12 protein-coding genes and 1 CRISPR repeat array are annotated in these 21,083 nt (G+C 62.3%); all 12 genes read left to right on the top strand.

Going from position 1 to position 21,083, the window contains the following annotated elements:
* Positions 1–58: 58 nt before the first annotated feature.
* Positions 59–4,970: a CRISPR direct-repeat array (repeat unit 29 nt; unit sequence ATGTTCCCCGCGCCTGCGGGGATGAGCCC).
* A gap of 469 nt (positions 4,971–5,439) precedes the next feature.
* The 12 genes from cas3 (at position 5,440) to E9229_RS17980 (ending at position 21,011) form a co-directional block, all read left to right on the top strand.
* Entirely contained in the window at positions 5,440–8,319 is a 2,880-nt protein-coding gene (cas3, locus tag E9229_RS18035; protein WP_183513045.1) for a CRISPR-associated helicase Cas3', read from the top strand.
* Positions 8,316–10,007: a type I-E CRISPR-associated protein Cse1/CasA gene (casA, locus tag E9229_RS18030; RefSeq protein ID WP_183513043.1), complete on the top strand. Its 1,692-nt coding sequence runs from the start codon at positions 8,316–8,318 to the stop codon at positions 10,005–10,007. The genes cas3 and casA overlap by 4 nt, the downstream gene beginning before the upstream one ends.
* The gene (casB, locus tag E9229_RS18025; protein WP_183513042.1) at positions 9,997–10,602 is read left to right on the top strand and encodes a type I-E CRISPR-associated protein Cse2/CasB; all 606 of its coding nucleotides are present in this window, start codon (positions 9,997–9,999) and stop codon (positions 10,600–10,602) included. The genes casA and casB overlap by 11 nt, the downstream gene beginning before the upstream one ends.
* 48 nt (positions 10,603–10,650) lie before the next feature.
* Positions 10,651–11,805: a type I-E CRISPR-associated protein Cas7/Cse4/CasC gene (gene cas7e, locus E9229_RS18020; RefSeq protein WP_183513041.1), complete on the top strand. Its 1,155-nt coding sequence runs from the start codon at positions 10,651–10,653 to the stop codon at positions 11,803–11,805.
* Positions 11,802–12,572, top strand: coding sequence for a type I-E CRISPR-associated protein Cas5/CasD (cas5e, locus tag E9229_RS18015; protein WP_183513040.1), 771 nt, complete (start codon positions 11,802–11,804; stop codon positions 12,570–12,572). The genes cas7e and cas5e overlap by 4 nt, the downstream gene beginning before the upstream one ends.
* Complete coding sequence (gene cas6e, locus E9229_RS18010) at positions 12,569–13,255, top strand: type I-E CRISPR-associated protein Cas6/Cse3/CasE (protein WP_183513039.1); 687 nt, start codon at positions 12,569–12,571, stop codon at positions 13,253–13,255. Before cas5e ends, cas6e begins: the two co-directional genes overlap by 4 nt.
* A 1-nt stretch (position 13,256) precedes the next feature.
* Positions 13,257–14,213, top strand: a complete 957-nt coding sequence (cas1e, locus tag E9229_RS18005; RefSeq protein ID WP_183513038.1) for a type I-E CRISPR-associated endonuclease Cas1e — start codon at positions 13,257–13,259, stop codon at positions 14,211–14,213.
* On the top strand, positions 14,210–14,626 hold the full coding sequence (gene cas2e / locus E9229_RS18000; protein ID WP_183513036.1) for a type I-E CRISPR-associated endoribonuclease Cas2e: 417 nt from the start codon (positions 14,210–14,212) through the stop codon (positions 14,624–14,626). Before cas1e ends, cas2e begins: the two co-directional genes overlap by 4 nt.
* 616 nt (positions 14,627–15,242) lie before the next feature.
* Complete coding sequence (locus E9229_RS17995; RefSeq protein ID WP_183513035.1) at positions 15,243–17,558, top strand: FdhF/YdeP family oxidoreductase; 2,316 nt, start codon at positions 15,243–15,245, stop codon at positions 17,556–17,558.
* A gap of 179 nt (positions 17,559–17,737) precedes the next feature.
* Positions 17,738–18,829 carry a sugar ABC transporter substrate-binding protein gene (locus tag E9229_RS17990; protein ID WP_183513034.1) on the top strand — a complete coding sequence of 364 codons (1,092 nt, stop codon included), beginning with the start codon at positions 17,738–17,740 and terminating at the stop codon, positions 18,827–18,829.
* A gap of 104 nt (positions 18,830–18,933) precedes the next feature.
* A complete protein-coding gene (locus E9229_RS17985; protein ID WP_183513033.1) occupies positions 18,934–19,755 on the top strand; it encodes an ATP-binding cassette domain-containing protein in 822 nt (273 codons plus the stop codon).
* The gene (locus E9229_RS17980) at positions 19,752–21,011 is read left to right on the top strand and encodes a sugar ABC transporter permease (protein ID WP_183513032.1); all 1,260 of its coding nucleotides are present in this window, start codon (positions 19,752–19,754) and stop codon (positions 21,009–21,011) included. The genes E9229_RS17985 and E9229_RS17980 overlap by 4 nt, the downstream gene beginning before the upstream one ends.
* The last annotated feature ends 72 nt before the right edge of the window (positions 21,012–21,083 follow it).

The following is a 21,083-nucleotide window of genomic DNA, read 5'->3' as shown; positions in this document are numbered from 1 at the left end:
GTTCCCGCGCCTGCGGGGATGAGCCCGGCACGCACGGGAGCTGAACAGGCGCGCGATGATGTTCCCCGCGTCTGCGGGGATGAGCCCTGATTCATGAGAGTCATCAGGCCAGCCTACTTATGTTCCCCGCGCCTGCGGGGATGAGCCCGCGTCGCCGACCTTGATGGCTGCTGCGGCGCGATGTTCCCCGCGCCTGCGGGGATGAGCCCCGAACGGGCCGCATTATGGCCGTGCCGGTGACATGTTCCCCGCGCCTGCGGGGATGAGCCCACCTCGGCGATCGCGTCGCCGACGGCCCTTACATGTTCCCCGCGCCTGCGGGGATGAGCCCGCATATTCAAGCCCTTGGGCCGCCTGCTGGCCATGTTCCCCGCGCCTGCGGGGATGAGCCCGAATGAGTGCGGTGTGTTCATCGGGTAAGTAGATGTTCCCCGCGCCTGCGGGGATGAGCCCGTCGCCAAGGGCGGGGTCACGGCCCCGGCCCCATGTTCCCCGCGCCTGCGGGGATGAGCCCAACCACAAACGGAGGCAATCATGGCACGCAGAATGTTCCCCGCGCCTGTGGGGATGAGCCCGCCACCGCCGCGCTGGACGGACTGCTGAACAAATGTTCCCCGCGCCTGCGGGGATGAGCCCGATAACGCCTACCGCGTTATGGTGGTGTGCACATGTTCCCCGCGCCTGCGGGGATGAGCCCATGGGTGTTTCTTCCGGTGTGACTACGGCTGAATGTTCCCCGCGCCTGCGGGGATGAGCCCATGGGTGGTCCGTTCTTCCACAACCCCACCACATGTTCCCCGCGCCTGCGGGGATGAGCCCAATCATCGAACCGACACGGTTCAACAGGTGATATGTTCCCCGCGCCTGCGGGGATGAGCCCCCATCCGGGTTCTGAATGGAACGGTTCTCCACATGTTCCCCGCGCCTGCGGGGATGAGCCCCGTTTCTTTCGATGCGGGTGACACACCTTTCAAATGTTCCCCGCGCCTGCGGGGATGAGCCCCCCGCCCGGATGGACGGTCGTGCAATCCAAGCATGTTCCCCGCGCCTGCGGGGATGAGCCCTTTCGGGCCTGCTGGGCACTGGGAGTGAAGAGATGTTCCCCGCGCCTGCGGGGATGAGCCCGGCCGTGATGATCTTCATGCCCGCATCAGCCTATGTTCCCCGCGCCTGCGGGGATGAGCCCGCTGCGGTCGATACTTCATCTAACGCCAGCGCATGTTCCCCGCGCCTGCGGGGATGAGCCCTTCGCGTTCTTCAGTTGGGGCGGCAGCGTCAAATGTTCCCCGCGCCTGCGGGGATGAGCCCGCGTCTTGAGTCTGGAGCCAGCGCCCTAGCCTATGTTCCCCGCGCCTGCGGGGATGAGCCCACCTGGCAGTGTTCGAGGGTCATGACCAGACCATGTTCCCCGCGCCTGCGGGGATGAGCCCGGGGATATCCGCGCCACCGCTACCGACCGTTAATGTTCCCCGCGCCTGCGGGGATGAGCCCGTGCGTGTAAGTCGTTACCGGCACCCACCCCCATGTTCCCCGCGCCTGCGGGGATGAGCCCAACGGCCCCTCAAGATCACCCGTACCACCACCATGTTCCCCGCGCCTGCGGGGATGAGCCCGGCGCGGGAACTGTCAGAAACAATTGCACATGATGTTCCCCGCGCCTGCGGGGATGAGCCCTTCGCCGTGGGTGTCGCCGCCCGGCGGGAAATATGTTCCCCGCGCCTGCGGGGATGAGCCCTCTCCACCGGGCGCGATGATTTCAACATCACGATGTTCCCCGCGCCTGCGGGGATGAGCCCGACCCGGCGGCGGCGAGCATGTCGGAGGAGTGATGTTCCCCGCGCCTGCGGGGATGAGCCCTTCTGAGGCTTTGGAGCCTTACTACGGGTTGCATGTTCCCCGCGCCTGCGGGGATGAGCCCGGCGGCTACTCGTTCATCTACATGACCAAGGAATGTTCCCCGCGCCTGCGGGGATGAGCCCGAGGCCGGGAATGCCGACATACTCGTGCGTGAATGTTCCCCGCGCCTGCGGGGATGAGCCCAAATACGAAATTCACGCCACATTCTCCGAGCTATGTTCCCCGCGCCTGCGGGGATGAGCCCGGTTCAGCTCAGCCTCTGCCGCAGCGGTGGCAATGTTCCCTGCGCCTGCGGGGATGAGCCCATCGCGTCCCTTTCAGCGGTGGTGTTCACCACGATGTTCCCCGCGCCTGCGGGGATGAGCCCATCGCTGCCCCCAGCTCTGTAGTTTGGCCATTATGTTCTCCGCGCCTGCGGGGATGAGCCCATGACTAGCCAACCTTTCGGGCTGAAACGTCCATGTTCCCCGCGCCTGCGGGGATGAGCCCGCCGGGCCGAGTATCTTTTTGATAAAAAAAACATGTTCCCCGCGCCTGCGGGGATGAGCCCGTATGCCGCGCTCAATGGCATCGTCAAGGCGGATGTTCCCCGCGCCTGCGGGGATGAGCCCGAACGTCTTGCTGTAGACCGTGATCTTGAGGCATGTTCCCCGCGCCTGCGGGGATGAGCCCACCCTCGAGACGGGGGCAGCCAACTCGGTCATATGTTCCCCGCGCCTGCGGGGATGAGCCCGCTGAAGTGCTGCTAGTCGATTGGTTCAATGCATGTTCCCCGCGCCTGCGGGGATGAGCCCAGGAAACGGTGCGCGACTCTGGCACCTGTGCCATGTTCCCCGCGCCTGCGGGGATGAGCCCAGGAAACCAAAATTTTGACCCCCACTCCAGAAATGTTCCCCGCGCCTGCGGGGATGAGCCCGCTAGGCCCATAAACGTTTTCTAAGCGCGTTTATGTTCCCCGCGCCTGCGGGGATGAGCCGACTCGCCCTTGCCGAACTTCATCGGGATGGAATGTTCCCCGCGCCTGCGGGGATGAGCCCCACTAACTAAAGGAAACGAAAATACAATGACTATGTTCCCCGCGCCTGCGGGGATGAGCCCCGATCCAGAGTGTCTCCCTGATCCCAGCGCCCATGTTCCCCGCGCCTGCGGGGATGAGCCCAATTCGATCAGTGCCATGCAACAGCAAACGTCATGTTCCCCGCGCCTGCGGGGATGAGCCCCCCCCCGCCAGGGTGACAGTGGGCCAGTCAAAGTATGTTCCCCGCGCCTGCGGGGATGAGCCCGTGAGCGCGGCGCCCACGCCTACAGCCATCGAATGTTCCCCGCGCCTGCGGGGATGAGCCCACCAACGGGTGCCATTATTTTTCTCCATTCACATGTTCCCCGCGCCTGCGGGGATGAGCCCATGGCCTTGGGGTCCGTGATCACCGGGACGGAATGTTCCCCGCGCCTGCGGGGATGAGCCCCGCGCCGATCATGACGCGCGTCGTGTCGGCTGATGTTCCCCGCGCCTGCGGGGATGAGCCCTGGCGGACCACCAGCGGCGGCGGGGCAACCGCATGTTCCCCGCGCCTGCGGGGATGAGCCCGCACTGCTCACCAGCTTCGGCCTTCCGTCGATATGTTCCCCGCGCCTGCGGGGATGAGCCCGCACTGCTCACCAGCTTCGGCCTTCCGTCGATATGTTCCCCGCGCCTGCGGGGATGAGCCCGGCCGTGACGCCCCAGAGGGTTTCGCCGAGCTATGTTCCCCGCGCCTGCGGGGATGAGCCCGGCCAGCATGGGAACGTCTCGGAACCATTCGCATGTTCCCCGCGCCTGCGGGGATGAGCCCAGGAAGCCGGCGAGCGGCTTGGTGGTCAGCCAATGTTCCCCGCGCCTGCGGGGATGAGCCCGAGCTCCTCGCGTCCCGGGAGGCCGCGGCCGCATGTTCCCCGCGCCTGCGGGGATGAGCCCTCCCGCAGCGTGAACCCCGAGGGCGGGGTGGCATGTTCCCCGCGCCTGCGGGGATGAGCCCAGCTCGACGGTGTCAAAAATCGTGGCGGTCGGATGTTCCCCGCGCCTGCGGGGATGAGCCCCCCGTTGCGGGCGCGCTGCTCGAGCATGGCCATGTTCCCCGCGCCTGCGGGGATGAGCCCAAGGGCATCGTCGGCACCTTCAACAAGGTTGCATGTTCCCCGCGCCTGCGGGGATGAGCCCATCGCTGCCCCCAGCTCTGTAGTTTGGCCATTATGTTCCCCGCGCCTGCGGGGATGAGCCCACGTCAAGATCCGCAGTCGATGCCGGATTAGGATGTTCCCCGCGCCTGCGGGGATGAGCCCTGGCACCCTGACAATCGGGGCCACCGCCGCATATGTTCCCCGCGCCTGCGGGGATGAGCCCTGATCGAACCAGCCATCCCCTTGAAGTGCGCCGATGTTCCCCGCGCCTGCGGGGATGAGCCCTTTGCCCGGGAGACGCAGCAGTGGGTGCAGCGATGTTCCCCGCGCCTGCGGGGATGAGCCCGGGAAGATCCAAGTCTCCGAAACAGGGACGGAATGTTCCCCGCGACTGCGGGGATGAGCCCACATACGGCAACAGCGGCTTCGCCGGCACAGAATATTCCCCGCGCCTGCGGGGATGAGCCCACCATGGGTGGTGGTTGCGCAACATCCCCCCAATGTTCCCCGCGCCTGCGGGGATGAGCCCGGTTGCCCCATGCGCTCCACGTCATGCCACACATGTTCCCCGCGCCTGCGGGGATGAGCCTGAGACGGGCGCCGATTCTCCACCGGCGACGGGATGTTCCCCGCGCCTGCGGGGATGAGCCCACGAGCGGGCTCCCGTCGGTGTCCGGGACGAGATGTTCCCCGCGCCTGCGGGGATGAGCCCGGTACGCGACGGCCCCAGCGGGCGCGCCCTGCATGTTCCCCGCGCCTGCGGGGATGAGCCCAAGTTCGAGGAGTCCGATGACGTGGCCGACGCATGTTCCCCGCGCCTGCGGGGATGAGCCCGACCGCCGCCGACGTCGGCACGTCGCGGGCAAATGTTCCCCGCGCCTGCGGGGATGAGCCCGCCACACAAGGCATTAGGAGACGTGTGGTGCTATGTTCCCCGCGCCTGCGGGGAGGAGCCCAAGATCGAGGCCTGCGGCTTGGTCTACCAGCCATGTTCCCCACGCCTACGGGGCGTTGCGCGTCGGGTGGTCTGGCAATGGATTGGCCATGGTGGGTGACGATGCTGCCGCCGCGGTTCAGGTCTCATCAGCGGCGTCAGCCCGACGACCACGCCAGCCTTCTTGATCAGCGCTCAAGATCGGTTTGGGCAACGATTGCGACTATGCAGAATCCACGGCTTGTTTCTGCGCATGAACTCATCCGGGGAATCGCTTCAACGACGTGTAGTTCATCGTGGGAGATTTCATTGGAATTACCGCATCTCTGGAAAGCGCTGGTTGTCCTGTTGATACTTTTTGGTAGTGGATCAGCAGGGGTTCCTCTTGGTTTGTCCGAGTAGCCCATAGGACACGGTGAAGTCAGTCACCCATTTTGTCGGCAACGGTCGCTAAGCTCACAAATAAGTCGATGGGATGTGTTTGGGGGAACATGAGGGACAAGGTCAGTGGACACATACGCCCGGAACTTTGGGCGAAGACCAACCGGAAAGATATGCCGGACGAACTGCTACATCTTTCACTGCATGCCCATGGACTGGACGCGGCGGCCTCAGCTCGACAAATTTGGCAGCATCTGGCCCCGGGGTTGCGGGCGAGGATTTCATCCGATTTGTCATCGACACCTGAAGACGCTGAAAAGCTGGTGGCTTTCCTGGCCGCATCACATGACGTCGGTAAAGCCTCTCCACATTTTCAAGAGCAGGTTCCAAGTTTGTATGCACGAATAGACAGTGAAGTCTATTCGCGAAATGACCGGTGGGGCGATTACGACCTTCTGCCGCATTCGGTTCTTGGAATGGCCAATATTTCGCGGTGGCTTCAAGAACAGCAAGGATATTCCATGCGGATCTCGTTGTCCCTGTCCATGGTCTCTGGGGGCCATCATGGAAGGTTCCCTGACGCATCAACTGTCAGCGGTCTGGCTTGTGCCCCGAGCATCTCTGGGTGGTCCGACGCCCAGTTTGATTTGCTCAATGCTTGGCTTGAAGATTCAGATGCAGAGGCGGTCTTGGACAAGCTGAGGAATATTGGAATCAAACCGCGAAGCCAGGTTCTTCTGACCGGAATCGTCATTCTGGCCGACTGGGCATCGAGTAACGCCGGCATCTTCGATTTGGAAACCGACGGCATGCCACGGGATCGCAGCAGTCGATTACGCCGCGCCTTCAAGTCATTGGGCCTTCCGGAGGCGTGGGCTTTTGGAAAAGCGCCGGACACGGTAATGGACTATTTCGAAAAGCGCTTCGAGCTGCCAAGCGGAGCCGTACCCAACGCCGTCCAAAATGCGCTCTACGAGCTGGTTCAACATCGTGATACAGCGTCCCTTTATGTAGTCGAGGCACCTACCGGAAGCGGCAAGACCGAGATGGCCCTGGCGGCTGCGGAAGCCATCGCAGGGAAAATGGGACTGGACGGGATGGTCTTTGCCTTGCCAACGATGGCCACCACGGATGCCATCATGAACCGCTGCCTGGGATGGCTCCAGAAGACCATCGCAGACGGAACCGGGACCCCCACTTTCTCCCTGGGACATAGCAAGTCCCAGTACAACGAGTCGTATGCAGCCCTGCCTATTCAACGCATGAATGCCCCGCTGATCCACGACGATGACGATGGAAACGGTGGGCATGACGCCATCGTCCACCACTTCTATTCAGATCGAAAACGTGTGCTGCAGCCGAACATCGCAGTTGTGACCATTGACCAGATCCTGATGGCTGCTCTGAACACAAAGCACTATTGTCTGCGGCATCTTGGACTTGCCTCCAAGATTGTGATCATCGACGAGGTGCATGCGGCGGATAGCCATATGGCGGAGTTCTTGAAGCGGTCCCTAGAATGGCTGGCGCTCTACGAAGTGCCAGTCATCCTCATGACGGCGACACTACCCTGGGCGCAGAAGCACGCGCTCATCGAGGCATACTACGGTCCTATCCGCATGAGGCAAGAGAAAGCCGGTCTAGAGGGCGTCGCCGATGTCGAAGTCGTTGTCAAAGCCCTGCCTCAAGACGGAGGGTACCCTCGGATCACTGTTGCCGGCGAGGACGGAATCCAGAGCATAGACATCCCGCTGGAATCCGATCCGAAGGGCTACCGTCTGGTCAAGGTAGAAGATGACCTGGAACGCCTATGGGAGGCAATGGAACCGCGGCTTGCCAGCGGGGGAATCGTGGGAATCGTGTGCAACACGATTCGTAGGGCGCAAGACGCATACGCGTTCTTCAACGACAAGACCGGAGGTGCGGCCTCGTTGCTGCACTCGCGTTTCCTGACGGCTGACCGCCTACGGCTCGAGGAGGACCTCCTTTCATTCTTGGGTCCGCCGCGAAATGGTGTCAACCGGCCGAGCTTGAGGGTCGTTGTGGGAACCTCGGTTCTGGAGCAGTCCCTTGACATAGATTTCGACTTGCTGGTGACAGATATCGCCCCGATGGATCTGTTGATCCAACGGGTAGGGCGCCTCCATAGGCATCGCCGTGACAGGCGCCCGGCTGCCATGGGAACACCCGAGGTTTGGGTTCGGGGCCTGTCATCATGGAACGATTCCAATCCAACGCTAGAACGAAGTGCTGCTGCCATCTATCAGGAATATGCGCTGTTCAGCACTCTGGCCATCCTGGAAAGGGAATCCGCCTGGGAGAAAGGTGTCCAGCTGCCTCATCAGGCGGCAACCCTTGTTCAGCAGGCATACGGAGATGACGTTGTCTTTCCAGCAGAGTGGACACACAACAAGGACGAATTAGCCCAGAAGGCTCATTTAGCAGATGCCAAAAAACGCCAGCGTGCATTGACCGGGCTTATTCCACGGCCTGGCACCAAGCTCAATCTGCTGCTGGACTCGGCCGGTATCAAACCCATGTTGGGTCAAGTCACCACCGGGCTTGCCGCAGCAGCCCGGGAAGAAGCAGCAGCGGTCAGCAGCGTCAGGGACATTGAGGATTCCTTCGAGGTCATACTGATGCGGCGTACGCCCGACGGAATCAGCGGATTCGAGTGGCAGGAAAAACTGGCGAATGTGAACCTGACCGATCAGGCCCGAATTGACGATCCGACCATGGCCCGGGACATCATGCGCAACAGTATTCGGCTACCACTGGAATTCTCACGGAGTTTCGAGGACTTCGATAGGACGCTTACCGAGCTGGAGCAACAGGGAGTCGCCTCATGGCAGGAGGAAAAGCTACTCAAGGGTCAGCTCGTCCTCTTCCTAGACGAACATTCCCGCGGCACACTGGCCGGCCGCGACCTGAGCTACGACAAGCATCTCGGTCTCATCGTCGTCAATCCAACGAAAGAGCACACACTATGAACGAGGAAACGGTGCCGGTATTCGACCTACGGCATGATGCGTGGATAACCGTCCAAAACCTGGACGGATCCATTGGCGACGTCGGTATTGTTGAGCTCTTTGCCAGGGCACACCAAATCGGTTGCATGTCCAATGAGCTGCCAACCATCGACTTCGCCATTATTCGGGTGCTTCTTGCGGTCCTACGCCAGGCACATGGCCAAGTCCAGGATGCCGATGAGACATGGGCCGAAGCGTGGGCCGCGTATACCCTCGATGTCACCCGCATCGCGAAGTATCTGGACAAGGAGGGAATTTCGGGCAGCTTCAATCTGTTGGATCCGGTCAGGCCCTTCATGCAGGTTCCTGGGCTGCAGACGGCCAAGGGAGATAGTGACTCTCCCGCCCGATTGATTGCCGATGTGCCGGCCGGTGCGCATTACTTTACGACGCGGAGCGGCAGTGCGCTGGATCGCCTTGGGTTCGCCGAAGCGGCACGTTGGCTGGTCCATGTGCAGGCGTTCGATTATTCCGGAATCAAACCTGGTGCCACCGATGACCGCAGGGTGAGCGGCGGGAAAGGCTATCCGATTGGAGCCGGCTGGGCGGGACAGCTCGGCGGACTCTATCTGCAAGGTGCCACCCTGAAAGAAACACTGTTGCTGAACCTTCACTTCAATGAGCGTGGGCGAGACGATGCCGATTCTGCCGTCTGGGAGCGGTCTGCTCTGACGGGGGCTTCGGCAAGGGGCGATAACGCGACGGAGAAGGACCCGGACGGTACCCAGGTTTTCCCGATCGGTGATTCAGACATTTTCACTTGGTCCTCACGCAGGGTCCGGCTCAAAGCGGATGCCGACGGAATCATTAGCGCACTCGTGACTAACGGGGACCGCCTGATCCCACAGAATTCGCATGTGTTCGAACCAATGAGCCTGTGGCGGGACAGCCTGACTCAGGCGAAGGCCCTGAAGCTCGATCAGGTATGGATGCCCAAACGGCATGACCCGGATCGATCGGCATGGCGAGGACTGGGCGCTCTGATCGGCTCCGGGGAGGTTTCGGCCTCGGGCGCCGCCGACGCCGGCCGCCCTGCAGTGGTCCACCGCCTGTCGGTGCTGATGACCGCCGGCATGTTGCCACCTGGCTATCACATGAACACGGTTCTGGTCGGATTCTCCTATGGAACTCAGGACTCCTCATTCCAGAACCTGTACTGCGACCAACTATCCCTTGAGGCATCACTGCTGACTCCACAGGGCGTTCGACACCGAGGAATGGCGATCGATGCGGTCAAGCGAACGGAGACGGCCGTCTACAGGTTGGGAAAGCTGGCCGAACAGATACTCGTAGCCGGGGGAAATGACCGGCCCACTGATCAGGGCATGGTTTTGTCGGCTGTCTACTTTGAATTCGACACGTTGTTTCGGAACTGGCTCAAGGGGATCTCCGTCGATCAGGAGGCCACGGAATTCGCCATCGCGTGGAACGTGGCAGCCCGCGGGATCCTGTTCAAGCACTCCGATGCCTTGCTGCGCAAGGCCAGCCCTCGCAGCATTCAGGGGCGCTTCGACGCGGATGGCCATTTGCGAACGGCGCATACCGCCACAAATGCTTTTGCCAAGCATGTGTTCGAGGAATTCCCGGTAGCCACCGAATCGCCGGAACACACCAACAACCCAACAACGGAGGAAACACATGTCCAGTGAATTGTTCGGACATATGAATGCTCGGGTCAATCAACTATTCCGAGGTTATGCGGCGAATGCAGCAAACGAGGTGAAAGCCATGGCGCATTTGCGCCAAGCGGTGGGCCAGCCTCCCGGCTCAAACCCAGCCATCTGGGAGTTCACTCTGATGGGCCTACCGGAGAGGCTTCAAGGCAAGGGAAAAAACCCAAGCCCCTCGGAGTGGGCGTCGCATCTGGCCTTGTGCCTATACGCGGTGCATCAGCAGTCCACCCGTGATCGATCTATGCACTCGGCTGTCCGGCCGTTCGCATCTTCCATCCGCGAGCTTGCCACCTCCGGGGACCGCTCACCGGAATCAGTAAAGCGTCGGTTCGACGCGCTCGCCACTTCGACCTCACCGCAGGAAATCCAGCATCATGTCGGATCGATCATTAGACTCCTACGGACTTCCGGCATTGCCTTCGATTACGCCATGTTCGCCGTGGATCTTCGTGGGCTGATGACACCGAAGGACCGGAAGGCTGTCCTGCTGCGATGGGGCCGCGACTTCGCATGCTTCAAGCGAAACTCGGAGTCTGAACTCGAAGTCGAATCCCCGGAAGCCACCGTTTAGCTTCCAAATTCCAGACGCTGTTAGTTTCACCCACCGAAGGGAAGAACCATGAAAAACCTCTATATCGATATCCACGCCTTGCAGACTCTGCCCCCCAATAACATCAACAGGGACGAATCAGGATCGCCGAAGACGGCAATCTACGGCGGCATCGTGCGGCAGCGTGTTTCCAGCCAAGCCTGGAAGCGTGCCATCCGATCCGACTTCGAGGAATCCTTCGATGCCGAGGTGCTGGGCAAGCGGACGAAGAACGTGGTAACCATGCTGGCAAACGCCATTACGGCGAAGGCGCCGGAGCACGCGGACGAAGCGCAGGTATGGGCGCAAGCCGCGCTTCTGGCAGCGAAGATCAAAACCGACGCGCCTAAGAAACGCGTCGCGAAGCCAAAAAAGGGAGAAATGGCGCCCGAACCCGAAGCCGAGCAGATGCCCGTAAGCGGGTACTTGCTGTTCCTCGGGGTTGCACAGGCCAATAAGTTGGCGGATCTGATCATCTCGGGAAATGGCACGGTTGCGGCCAAGGACGCCACCAAGGTCCTGAAGGCAGACCACGCGGTCGACGTTGCCCTGTTCGGCCGGATGATCGCCGACGCACAGGACCTGTCAGTTGACGCATCTGCCCAGGTGGCCCACGCGATCAGCATCCATGAAGCCACCCCGGAGTTCGACTATTACACGGCGATGGATGACCTCAAGCGGGATAAGGGAGAGGAGGCCGGCGCCGACATGATTGGCACGGTCGAGTTCACATCATCAACGCTTTACCGCTATGCAACGGTGAACATCAATTCACTGCACGGCACCTTGGGCGATGCCGATCTTGTGGCAAAGGCGACGGCAGGATTCGTCGGCAGCTTCATCAGGTCGATGCCTACGGGCAAGCAGAACAGCTTTGCCAACCGCACCCTTCCTGATGCCGTGGTGATCAGCATCAGCCATGACCAGCCGCTGAGCTGGGTCGGGGCCTTCGAGGAGGAAGTGCATGCGACTGACGGCAAGTCTCGCATGCGCGTTGCCTCTGAAGTGCTCGTTCAGCATGTAAAGGGGTTCGACGGGTCCTATGGGCTGAAGACCACGCGCTTCGTCTCGACTCCGAACCAGGCCGCAGCGGCGCTGGCGGCATTGGGATCGACAGGTTCCATTGATGATGCCATTGGGGAAGTGGACAGGATGGTCCGGGAACACCTCGAGGCCGCAAAGTGACCGGCACGTCGTCTGTTCTGCTCACCCTTTCGGGTCCCCTGCAGTCCTGGGGAGCCGATAGCCGGTTCACGGTGCGATTCACCAGGCCGCAGCCGACCAAGAGCGGCGTCATCGGACTTGTCGCCAGTGCACTGGGCCGCTCGCGGCAGGAGCCCGTAGATGATCTGGTGGGATTGGTATTCGCAGTACGTACCGAGCAACCCGGAACCTTGCTCGAAGACTTCCAGGTGTCGCTATCCCAGGACAAATCGAAGCGGATGCCGTTGAGCCGCCGATACTACCTGGCCGATGCACACTTCACCGCGGCGCTTTCGGGGGATCCGGAACTACTCGTGGCGATAGCCGATGCACTTATGGTTCCCAAATACCCGCTGTTTCTCGGGCGACGGTCATGCCTGCCTGACCGTCCCATCGGGCAACGCGGCACCGATGATTCACCAACCGGGCTGCTCGCTGGCACTGCGGTCGAAGCCCTGAACAATCTGCCGCTACGAAGTTCGGAGACCTATCAACGACGCCACGGCAAGGAACAGAAGTTCCGACTTGAGCTGCATGCCGATGCCAAACCCGGTGCGCCTGGTGCCGAACTATTACGTGACCTGCCGGTTTCGTTCGACCCGAGGCACCGGCAATACCTGCCGAGGGCCACTGTCCGACTCGGTGACGTCGTCATTCCAAACCCCCATGGCCAAGGAGCATCAAAACCCGATCTGGGGGGCATCCTCGGTGACCACGATCCCATGATTCCTATGGAGCCAGCCTCATGACCTATCTGACCAGGATTTCGATCGATCCGACTTCGCGCGGTGCCATGCCGTACCTGACAAATCCACATCGGACACATGGGGCCATCATGAAGATGTTTGCCCCAGCGCCGCACGGCCACTCCGGGGACAAACGCGTGATCTGGAGGATGGACACGTTTCCCAGCAACACTTGGCTCTACATTGTCAGCAACGACCGACCAGATGCCTCGGCATTCCATGCCGAGGCAGGAGTGGCTGGAACTGAACCACTGAGCAGGGAGTACGGGCCGAATCTGGACCACGTGGCGCCTGGGAACAAATACAACTTCCGGCTATTGGGCAACACCGTCAAAGCGGCAGTCGATGTGGGTACACCGAATGGGAAACGGCCCGAACTGACCAGGGGAAAACGGGTAGCCCTGATCCGGGAAGCCGACCAGCTCGACTGGCTGGCCAGGCAGGGTAACGCTCACGGGTTTTCACCCCTGGTTGAGACTGATGGCACCCCATTGGTGAAGATCGTTGCTTCCGGTAACGCCCGATTCAAGCGCGAGAAATCGACATTGACGATCGCCGGTACGGTATTTGCCGGTGGATTGAGGGTTGATGACCCGGAGAAGTTTCGCAGCGCCCTGGTTTCAGGGATTGGGCGCGGCAAAGCCTATGGGGTGGGTCTAATGACCATATCGGCGCTGAACCGCTGACATGGCCGGTCCCACGCCCTCCAAGCGGCCCGTAGAGCTTCCCGCACTGACCCGTGTTTCCGACCGGATTTCATTTCTCTATCTGGAGAGATGCACTGTGCATCGTGATCAGAATGCGCTGACTGTGACGGATAAGGACTCCGTTGTCCACGTGCCTGCCGCGTCCATCGGCACACTACTCTTCGGCCCGGGTACGAGAGTGACACATCAGGCGATGTCGTTGCTGGCGGATTGCGGGGCAACGGCGGTCTGGGTGGGGGAGAAGGGTGTGCGGTACTACGCGCATGGCCGCTCTCTCGCCCGGTCTTCACGGCTGCTCGAGGCGCAGGCGCGGCTTGTCTCGAACCGGCAATCCCGGGTTGCAGTGGCCCGGCTAATGTATGAGATGCGATTTCCCGGCGAGGATCTTGAAGGCACCACCATGCAACAGCTCCGTGGTAGGGAAGGTGCCAGGGTCAAGCGGGTCTACCGCGAACAATCAGAAAAATGGAAAGTCAACTGGGAGCGCCGGGACTACCGTCCGGACGACTTCAATGCCAGCGACGACATCAACCAGGCACTCACGGCGGCTCACACCTGCCTCTATGGCATCGTACATACGGTCATTGTCTCCTTGGGTTGTTCTCCCGGACTTGGGTTTGTCCACAGCGGCCACGACAAGTCGTTCGTCTACGACATTGCGGACCTCTACAAAGCTGAGATCTCCATTCCGCTGGCGTTCGAGGTTACCGCCTCGATGCCGGCGGATATCGCCTCAAGTGTGCGCCAGGCGGTGCGGGATGCCGTGTTTGAATCCAGGTTGCTCACGCGGTGTTCGGTCGATATCCAAAAGCTGTTGCTTCCGGACTTCGAGGTGGAAGAGAACGACTTGTCCCAGGACGTGGTCAGCATCTGGGACTACCAGCAGGGAATGCTTGCCAGCGGTAGCAACTACTCCGAGGTGGGTGAGACCTCATGATGGTGCTGGTCCTTTCCTCGTGTCCGCCGGGCTTGAGGGGTTTCCTCAGCCGTTGGCTACTTGAAGTCAGTGCCGGCGTGTTCGCGGGCACCGTCTCGGCGAGAATAAGGGACTCCATTTGGGCCGAAGTCAAGGTCCTTTGCAAAGACGGACGAGCAATCCTGATCCATCCCGCGCGTAACGAACAGCGACTCGAATTCAAGGTGCACCGGCATAAATGGGGAGTGAAGGATTTTGACGGGGTCAAGTTGATTGCGCGTCCGCGTGCTGATTCTATTTCTCCGAAGCCACTGGTGCTGGAGTCAACCGAGCATGCTGACCTGGAATCGCAACCGGCTGCCGTAGCGGACGACATGGGCCTACGGGTCGGGTGGAGCAATATGAGCAAATACCGGAGAGGGAATCGTCGCTGAAACTGACTCGGAATAGGCATGGATGATTGCAACGATTCAAGTGGGCATGTGTCTTCCCCGCGCCTGCGGGTATGAGCCCGAACGTGAGCGCATCGACCATATCAAAGACCGGTCTTCCCCGCGCCTGCGGGTATGAGCCACTGCCAACACCAGTGCCCACTATGTGGCATCGTCTTCCCCGCGCCTGCGGGTATGAGCCCACCATCACGGAAGATGAACTGTAACCACCTGCGTCTTCCCCGCGCCTGCGGGTATGAGCCTTGTCCGATGGCACCGTGTCCGGGCCGCACCGGGTGTTCCCCGCGCCTGCGTATATGAGCCCGGGCCACGACAGAGCACGAAGCGCGGTTGGCATGTTCCCCGCGCCTGCGGGGACGAGCTCGGAATCTCGTCTACCTGCGAGTGTGCAAATTGGGTTCCCCGTGCTTTCAAGTAGCGCTCCCAGGGGAGTGCGGAGCCCAAACTTCTGGCCCGAGGCCTTGCTTGCAAGTGGCGCCGGTGCTAAACAGGATCCCATACGACACCGGCGGTAACGGACTTTCTGCGTGAGTGGTCCTTCCGTAGCGGCGAAGATCTCTAACGGGTCCCGCGCGTCCCGGAGAAGGGGGCGGCGGCCATGGCCAGCAAGCCACTGAAAGAGGATCCGACGGACAAGGACCTGGTGGTCGGTCCGCCGAAGCGAAGCGCCGTCGGCCTACCCAGCCTGATCCATTCGATGCCGCTGGCGTGGGAGGAGATGGGCCCGCAACGAGGGCTCAAAACGCTGCTGCACATGAACCAGAAGGACGGGTTCGACTGCATGAGCTGCGCCTGGCCGGACCCGCCGGACCGCAAGGTCGCCGAATTCTGTGAAAACGGTGCCAAGGCGGTGAGCTGGGAAGCGGACACCTTGACCGTCCCGACAACGTTCTGGGCCGAGCACCCGGTCTCCGCTCTGCGTGAGCGTTCCGAATACTGGCTGGGACAGCAGGGTCGGCTCATCGAGCCGGTCTACAAGCCTGCCGGTTTCGATCACTACCGGCCGATCTCCTGGGACAATGCCTTCGGCATCATCGCCCGGGAGCTGAACGCACTGGATTCCCCCGACGAGGCAACCTTTTACACCAGCGGGCGGGCCAGCAACGAGGCGGCCTTCGCCTATCAGCTCTTTGCCCGGGCCTACGGCACGAACAACCTCCCGGACTGCTCGAACATGTGCCATGAATCAACGGGCAAGGCCATGGCCGAAAGCATCGGCGTGGGCAAGGCGGCCATCCACTACGAGGATTTTGCCAAGGCCGACCTGATCATCATCATGGGACAGAACCCTGGCACCAACCACCCGCGCATGCTCACCGCATTGGAAGAGGCGAAGCTTGCCGGGACGCAGATCGTTGCCGTCAATCCGCTGCTCGAGGCCGGACTGATCAACTTCAAGAACCCGCAGCGTCCGCGCGGCCTCATTGGCCGGGGGGTCGACATGGCGGACCAGTATCTGCAGGTGCGGCTCGCCGGTGACATGGCGCTGCTGCAGGCCGTGTCCAAGCGCGTCTTCGAGGCAGAGGATGCTGCACCTGGATCCGTGCTGGACCACAAGTTCCTGCGCGAGCACTGCATCGGGCTTCAGGAATACCGGGAGCACCTCTCCACCCTGAAGGAAGCCGACGTGCTCGCTGCGACGGGTTTGGAAAGCGCACAGATCGACGAGCTCACCCGACGCTATCTGGCGGCGGAGAACGTGATCATCACGTGGGCGATGGGCCTGACCCAGCACAAGAAGGCGGTGCCCACGATCAAGGAGATCATGAACCTGCTCCTGCTGCGCGGTAACATCGGCAAACCCGGTGCCGGCCCGTGTCCGATCCGCGGCCACTCCAACGTGCAAGGGGATCGGACCATGGGCATCTGGGAGCAGATGCCAGAGGATTTCATGGACCGCCTCGCCGCCGAATTCGACTTCAACCCGCCGCGCAAGCATGGGCTGGATGCGGTGCAAAGCATCCAGGCAATGCACGAGGGAAAGGTCAAGGTCTTCGTCGCGCTGGGCGGCAATCTGGTCTCGGCAATATCCGACACCGCAGTGGCACAACAAGCGATGGCGGCCACCCGGCTCTCGGTCCAGATCTCCACGAAACTCAACCTGTCCCACGCCCACGTGGGAGAGGCAGCGATCATCCTGCCGACGCTGGGCCGCAGCGACATCGACGTGCAGGCCTCGGGCCCCCAATTCGTCACCGTTGAGGACACGCTCTGTGCAGTGCATGCATCACAGGGCCGGGTGCAGCCGGTATCGCAGGACATGCGTTCCGAGGTGGCCATCATCTCCGACATGGCCCGGGCGGTACTGGGGGACGGGCACCCGATCGACTGGGAGGGTTTCAGGGATGACTACGATGTGATCCGGGAGCATATCTCCCACGTGGCGGAGGGCTGTGAGGGCTACAACGTGAAGGTGCGCCGGCTCGGGGGCTTCATTCTCGCCCACCCGCCGCGTGATGAACGCCGCTTCCCCACCCCGAGCGGCAAGGCGGTGATCACCGTCAACGAGCTGGAGGCGCTTGAGCTGCCGCCCGGACGACTGATCCTGCAGTCGCTGCGCTCGCACGACCAGTTCAATACGACCACCTACAGCCTTAACGACAGGTACCGAGGCATCAAAAAAGGTCGAAACGTCATCTTCGTGAACCCCGATGATTTGCGCGAGCTCGGCTTCGCCGATGGCGGCTACGTCGACGTGCACAGCGAGTCCGCCGACGGGCACGACCGGGTGATGCGCCAACTGCGCCTCGTGACCTACCCGACGGCTCGCGGCTGTGCAGCAGCGTACTTCCCCGAGGCGAACGTGTTGGTCGCGCTCGCCGATACGGCCGAGGACAGCAATACGCCGGTCTCCAAGTCGGTGATTGTCCGGCTGGAGCATGCGCTCGCGCCCGACTTTGCCGCCAGCCGCTGACGGCTTCGGGCCAGCGGCCCGGAGGCGATGCTCAAATTGGAGGAAAATTAGTCGACTCCTTCGATACGCGGTTGCGATTTGGTATCTGTTGGGTTCCCGCCGAACAACTGTTGACCCCTCCGGGCCGCGGGGCCACGATATAGGCACCGTCATCAGGCGGTTCATGGAAAGGCGTCCCAGTGAAACCCCTAGGATACAAATTTGCCACCCTTGCAGTAGGCGCACTGATTGCTGCGACGTCGCTCAGCGGCTGCGCCAATAGCACTTCGACGACGACAAGCACCGATTCCTCCGTGGCGGGAGCCCCCGTCAAGATCGGCCTGCTACTGCCCGAGTCGAAGACGGCCCGTTACGAGGCCTTCGACCGTCCGCTCTTCGAAGCCAAGATGACCTCTCTGGGCAATTACCAAGTGGTCTATTCCAACGCCGACCAGGATGCCGCCAAGCAGCAGCAACAGGCCGAGTCGGCGCTGACCGACGGCATCAAGGTACTGGTGCTCGACCCGGTGGACGCCGCGGCGGCGGCCAGCATCGTGGCCTCGGCCAAGGCCCAGAACGTCCCGGTGGTCTCCTACGACCGTCTCGTGGCGGGTACCAGCGACCTGGCCTACTACATCTCCTTCGACAACGAGAAGGTCGGCAAGCTGCAGGCCACTTCGCTGGTCGAAAAGCTCACGGCGGACAAGACGCCGAACCCCTCGATACTGATGGTCAACGGCGCCCCGACCGACGGCAACGCCGTGCTGTTCAAGAAGGGCGCCCACTCCGTGCTGGACAAGAGCGGGGTCAAGGTGCTGGCCGAGTTTGATACCCCGGACTGGAGCCCGGACAAGGCCCAGACCTGGGTCGCCGGTCAGATCACTCAGTTTGGAGACAAGATCGACGGAGTCTACGCGGCCAATGACGGCACCGCGGGTGGCGCCGTGGCCGCACTGAAGGCGGCGAACGTCTCACCCTGGCCGATGATCACCGGCCAGGACGCCGAACTCGCCGGCATCCAGCGGATCGTCGCCGGGGACCAGTACATGACGATCTACAAGGCCATCAAGACCGAGGCCGAGCGGGCAGCGGACATCGCGGACATGCTGGCCCGGGGCGAATCTCCCACCGGAACTTCCGATGTCGGGGGAGTCCAGACCGAGCTGCTGACCCCGGTGGTCGTGACAAAGGCGAACATCATGGACACCGTGGTGAAGGACGGCTTCTACACCGTCGCCCAGATCTGCACCGCCCAGTATGCCGTAGCATGCACGGCGGCAAACATCAAATAAAAGCCGGAGGGCCGATCGTCGGGCGTCCGCCGGAAACGGCGGGCGCCCGATGCCCACCGGGACCGGAGGGGCCACCGGAAGCCGTGTCGTGGAGAAGGTGAAGCATGAGTGAAACCACAGGAGCTCGCTCCGTGGCCGTTGTCGGAGATCCAATCCTGAGCATGCGGGGCATCGGCAAGCGCTTCGGCGCCGTGCAGGCCCTGAGCGGGATCGACCTTGACCTGCATGCGGGCCGTGTCGTTGCCATCGTGGGGGATAACGGCGCCGGCAAGTCAACACTGGTCAAGGTGCTCTCCGGTGTACATCCCTTCGACGGCGGGAGCATCGAGATCGACGGATCCGCGGTGTCCATCCCGTCCCCAGCGGTCGCGCGGGACTTGGGCATCGCGACCGTCTACCAGGACCTGGCGCTCTGCGACAACCTCGACGTGGTCTCCAACCTCTGGCTCGGTCACGAGCTCGTCGATCACGGCCGGTTGGATGAGGTGACCATGGAGCAACAGTCCTGGAAGCTGCTGCACGAACTCAGCGCCCGGATTCCCTCGGTGCGCATCCCGGTGGCCTCGCTTTCCGGCGGGCAGCGGCAGACCGTGGCCATTGCCCGTTCGCTGATCGGTTCCCCGCGCATCGTCATCCTCGATGAACCCACAGCAGCATTAGGCGTCGCGCAGACGGCCGAGGTGCTGAACCTCATCGAGCGGTTGCGCGAACGCAACTACGCGGTGGTGCTGATCAGCCACAGCATGACCGACGTGATGGCGGTGGCCGATCGGATCGTGGTGCTGCGTCTGGGCCGGAACAACGGCGAATTCCGGACAGCGGATACCACCAGTGAAATCATCGTCGCCGCCATCACCGGTGCGAGTGATAATGCAGTGACCCGCCGCGCCGCGCAGCGGCCCAGCACGGACCAGGAGAGATCATGAGCACACCGAGCCCGACCACTGGCACACCTTCGGTGGCGGCCGACCTGCAGGATGAACGCCTGATTCAAAACCAGGGTTTCTCCGGCGCCGTGAAGGCATTTGCGCACCGGGTGCGGGGCGGGGACCTGGGCTCGCTGCCGGTGGTGGTGGGCCTGGTGGTGATCTGGGTGGCCTTCCAGATCCTGAACCCGAAGTTCCTCTCCAGCACGAACCTCGTGAACCTGACCATGCAGTGCGCGGCAGTGGGAACCATCGCCATCGGCGTGGTGCTGGTGTTGTTGCTGGCAGAAATCGACCTGTCCATCGGCTCGGTATCGGGACTGGCCTCCGCGGTGGTGGCCGTCGGCTACGTGCAGACGGGATGGCCGCTGTGGCTCGCCGTGCTGGCGGCGCTGGCCACCGGCGCGTTGGTGGGACTGGTCTATGGGTTGCTCTATACCCGGTTCGGGGTGCCCAGCTTCGTGATCACGTTGGCCGGGCTGCTCGGATTCCTCGGCGTACAGCTGTGGGTCCTGGGTAGCGCCGGATCCATTAACATCCCCTTCGATTCCTGGCTGGTGAACTTCGCCCAGCAGCTGTTCCTGCCGCGCTGGCTGGCGTACGTGCTGGCCGTTCTCGCCGTACTGGCCTACGCCTGGACGAAGCTCGCTGCTTCACGCCGGCGCCGTGCGGCGGACCTGTCCGGAATGTCATTCGGTGCGGTGATCGTCCGTTCCGTGGCGCTCCTGATCGTGCTTGTCGTACCCATTTGGTACCTGAACCAGACACGCGGGGTCGGGCTGATGTTCTTGCTGTTCATCGTGCTGGTCCTGGTGGTTCACTTCTGCCTTTCGCGCACCCGATGGGGCCGGGCCGTCTACGCCGTGGGCGGCAATGTGGAGGCGGCCCGTCGGGCGGGAATCAAGGTACGCCGGGTCTACATCTCGGTGTTCGTGCTCTGTTCGACCTTCGCCGCCGTCGGCGGGCTCATGGCAGCCGGGCGCCTGGCCGCTGCCAACCAGTCCTCCGGCGGCGGGGATACGAACCTCAATGCGATAGCCGCTGCCGTCATCGGCGGAACCAGCCTCTTCGGCGGGCGCGGATCGGCGTTCTCCGCGCTGCTGGGCATCCTGGTCATCCAGTCGATTTCCTCGGGGCTGACCCTGGTGAACCTGGACTCCTCGGTACGCTACATGATCACCGGAGCCGTGCTGCTGCTGGCCGTGATCATCGACTCGCTCTCGCGGCGTTCACGGGTCGCAGCGGGCCGTGCTTAGCGGCCCGGCGGGGCAACAACACTCCCGGGCCGTCCGGTCCGTGCCCCGAGGGGTGTCTTCAGATTCGTCAAA

The organism is Paeniglutamicibacter cryotolerans, from assembly GCF_014190875.1.
Classification (GTDB): Bacteria; Actinomycetota; Actinomycetes; order Actinomycetales; family Micrococcaceae; genus Paeniglutamicibacter; species Paeniglutamicibacter cryotolerans.
The sequence above is the reverse complement of the archived record's forward strand: the minus strand, read 5'-3'. Positions and strand labels throughout refer to the sequence as shown.

What these genes read in the sequence shown, in the direction of transcription:
- cas1e (WP_183513038.1), top strand. Translation starts at nt 13,257, where the DNA reads ATGGCCGGTCCCACGCCCTCCAAGCGGCCCGTAGAGCTTCCCGCACTG.
- E9229_RS17995 (WP_183513035.1), top strand. Translation starts at nt 15,243, where the DNA reads ATGGCCAGCAAGCCACTGAAAGAGGATCCGACGGACAAGGACCTGGTG.
- casB (WP_183513042.1), top strand. Translation starts at nt 9,997, where the DNA reads ATGTCCAGTGAATTGTTCGGACATATGAATGCTCGGGTCAATCAACTA.
- cas2e (WP_183513036.1), top strand. Translation starts at nt 14,210, where the DNA reads ATGATGGTGCTGGTCCTTTCCTCGTGTCCGCCGGGCTTGAGGGGTTTC.
- cas3 (WP_183513045.1), top strand. Translation starts at nt 5,440, where the DNA reads ATGAGGGACAAGGTCAGTGGACACATACGCCCGGAACTTTGGGCGAAG.
- cas7e (WP_183513041.1), top strand. Translation starts at nt 10,651, where the DNA reads ATGAAAAACCTCTATATCGATATCCACGCCTTGCAGACTCTGCCCCCC.
- E9229_RS17985 (WP_183513033.1), top strand. Translation starts at nt 18,934, where the DNA reads ATGAGTGAAACCACAGGAGCTCGCTCCGTGGCCGTTGTCGGAGATCCA.
- casA (WP_183513043.1), top strand. Translation starts at nt 8,316, where the DNA reads ATGAACGAGGAAACGGTGCCGGTATTCGACCTACGGCATGATGCGTGG.
- cas6e (WP_183513039.1), top strand. Translation starts at nt 12,569, where the DNA reads ATGACCTATCTGACCAGGATTTCGATCGATCCGACTTCGCGCGGTGCC.
- E9229_RS17980 (WP_183513032.1), top strand. Translation starts at nt 19,752, where the DNA reads ATGAGCACACCGAGCCCGACCACTGGCACACCTTCGGTGGCGGCCGAC.